Below are 2,210 nucleotides of genomic sequence, written 5' to 3' on the forward strand. Positions count from 1 at the left end.
GTGCCGGTCGCCGGGGCCGGCTGCGTCGTCGTGCCGGCCGGGGCCCGCCAGGTGACCGGCGACGACGCGGCGGGCGGCCTCGGCGTGCTCGCGGTCCAGGGCGAGCGTGGCCACGGCTCCGAGCAGCCCCTCGACGGCGGCGGTGGTGAACGGCAGGGCCGCCAGGTCCGCGGCGAGGGCCGCGGCCGTGGCCGGGGTCAGCCGCGGGGCGGGGGGCGACGGGGGTGTCGGGACGGGACTCATGCCTCGGTCCTCTCGGCGGGGTGGGGGCGGTGGGCGCAGAAGGGGCAGCGGTGCTCGGGGTCGTCGGCGGCGCAGGCCGCGCAGCGGACCTCGAGCGTGGTGCAGGCCGGGTCGGCGCAGTTGCGCAGCGCCGAGGTCGGGGCCTCGCACGTGACGCACCGGCCGATGGTCTCGGCATCGGCGGTGAAGCGGGTGGACAGGCGTCGGTCGAACACGGCCAGCTCGCCCCGCCACAGTCCGGCGTCGCCGCGGGCCTCGCCGTAGCGGACGATGCCGCCGTCGAGCTGGTAGACCTCGGCGAAGCCGCGGTCCTTGAGCAGGGCGGAGAGGACCTCGCAGCGCACGCCGCCCGTGCAGTAGGTGATCAGCGGCGCGTCCTTGAGGTGGTCCAGGGCCCCGGAGTCGACGGCGGCGAGCAGGTCGCGGGTGGTGTGCGCGTCCGGGACCACGGCCCCGTCGAAGCGGCCGATGGCCGCCTCCACCGTGTTGCGGCCGTCGAGGAAGCGCACGGGGTTCGCGGTGCCGGCGCGCTCGGCGACCAGCGCGTCCACCTGGACGGGCGTGAGCCGCTCCCCCGTGCCGACGATCCCGTCCGCGTCCACGGTGACGCGCTCGGGGGCCCCGAACGCGACGAGCTCGGGCTTGACCTTGACCGAGAGGCGGGGGAAGTCCGCCGCCGAGCCGTCCGACCACTTCACTTCGAGGTCCCGGAACGCCGGATGCTCCCGCGTGCCGCGCATGTAGCGCTTGACGGCGTCGACCGGTCCGCCGACGGTCCCGTTGATCCCCTGCGGCGACACGATGATCCGGCCGGTCAGGCCGAGGGACGCGGCGAGCGTGCGCTGCCACAGCCGCACCGCCTCGGGGTCGGCGAGCGGGGTGAACCGGTAGTACAGCGCGATGCGCGAGAGGGGGGCGGTGCTCATCAAGGTCCAGGCTAGTGCGCGACCCCGGACGCCACGGCCGTGAGGGCGGGCGGGGCCTGGCCCGCACCGGCCACACGCCTTACCCTTCAGACATGACTGAGCATCTGGATCCGGCACTGGTCGACATCTGGTTCGCGGCCTGGTCGCGATCGCGCGGCTACCGTACGAGCCAGGAGGCGGGGCGACGCGCGGCCCTGCGCACCCCTCGCCCCGCCCGCATGATCCCCGGCGGCTCCGGTCGCGCCACGGTGGACGTGCCGGCCACGTGGGAGCACGTGGTGGTGAACCCCTCCCGCGGGGAGCTGGAGGACCTGCGCGAGGCGGTGCGGGACCAGGAGCAGATCCTGCTCACAGTGTTCGGCGACGCCGGCGAGGACCCGAAGGCCATGGGTCTGAAGGCCCAGGCCGAGCCGGAGCGCTTCATGACCATGGACATGGACCCCGAGCTGCAGGACGTGGAGCCCCCGCTGCTGCCCGAGGGCTATGAGGCCCGCGTGGACCAACCGATGGAGGGCAGCCGTCGCCTGCGCATCCTGGCCGTCGGCGCCTCGACCGTGCCCGAGGGCGAGGAGGAGCTCGCCGCCCTCGGCTGGGTCACCGAGGAGGGCGGCACCGCCGTCTACGACCGGATCTGGACGTCCCCGAACCACCGTCGCCGCGGCCTCGGCTCCCTCGTGATGCGCTACCTCACCTCCGAGGTCATGAGCGAGGGTGAGATCAGCCGCGGCCTGCTCGTCGCGTCCCCGGACGGCCAGAAGCTGTACCGCCACCTGGCCTGGACCGACCTCGGCCCCGTGTCCATCTGGGGTCGCGGCCTGGCCGAGGACAACCCCGCCGCCGAGCACACCGGCACCATGGGGGCGTGACCGGCCACCTCCCGGAGCACGATCCCTGGGCGGATCCCGCGGGCGGCTGGGGGCCGCCCGGCACGGCGGATTCCGCGCCGCCCGTCGACGACGCCGCCCCGGACTTCTCCGGACCGGAGCCGCAGCCCGTCGGTGCGGTGGTGGCCGACGTCGTGGCCGGGCTGTCCGTCACGGC

General features: G+C 75.3%; 2 protein-coding genes and 1 pseudogene. 1 reads left to right on the forward strand and 2 read right to left on the reverse strand.

The window, feature by feature from the left end; all coding sequences use genetic code 11:
- Positions 1-243: pseudogene (locus D8M29_RS11480) on the reverse strand (methyltransferase); the annotation flags it as partial.
- Entirely contained in the window at positions 240-1,169 is a 930-nt protein-coding gene (locus tag D8M29_RS11485) for a rhodanese-related sulfurtransferase (protein ID WP_127445994.1), read from the reverse strand. The pseudogene D8M29_RS11480 and the gene D8M29_RS11485, both read right to left, overlap by 4 nt.
- A 92-nt stretch (positions 1,170-1,261) precedes the next feature.
- Between D8M29_RS11485 and D8M29_RS11490 the strand changes: the two genes are divergently transcribed.
- Complete coding sequence (locus D8M29_RS11490) at positions 1,262-2,035, forward strand: GNAT family N-acetyltransferase (protein WP_036336902.1); 774 nt, start codon at positions 1,262-1,264, stop codon at positions 2,033-2,035.
- Positions 2,036-2,210: the final 175 nt, after the last annotated feature.

This window comes from Micrococcus sp. HSID17227, from assembly GCF_003989405.1.
Classification (GTDB): domain Bacteria; phylum Actinomycetota; class Actinomycetes; order Actinomycetales; family Micrococcaceae; genus Micrococcus; species Micrococcus luteus.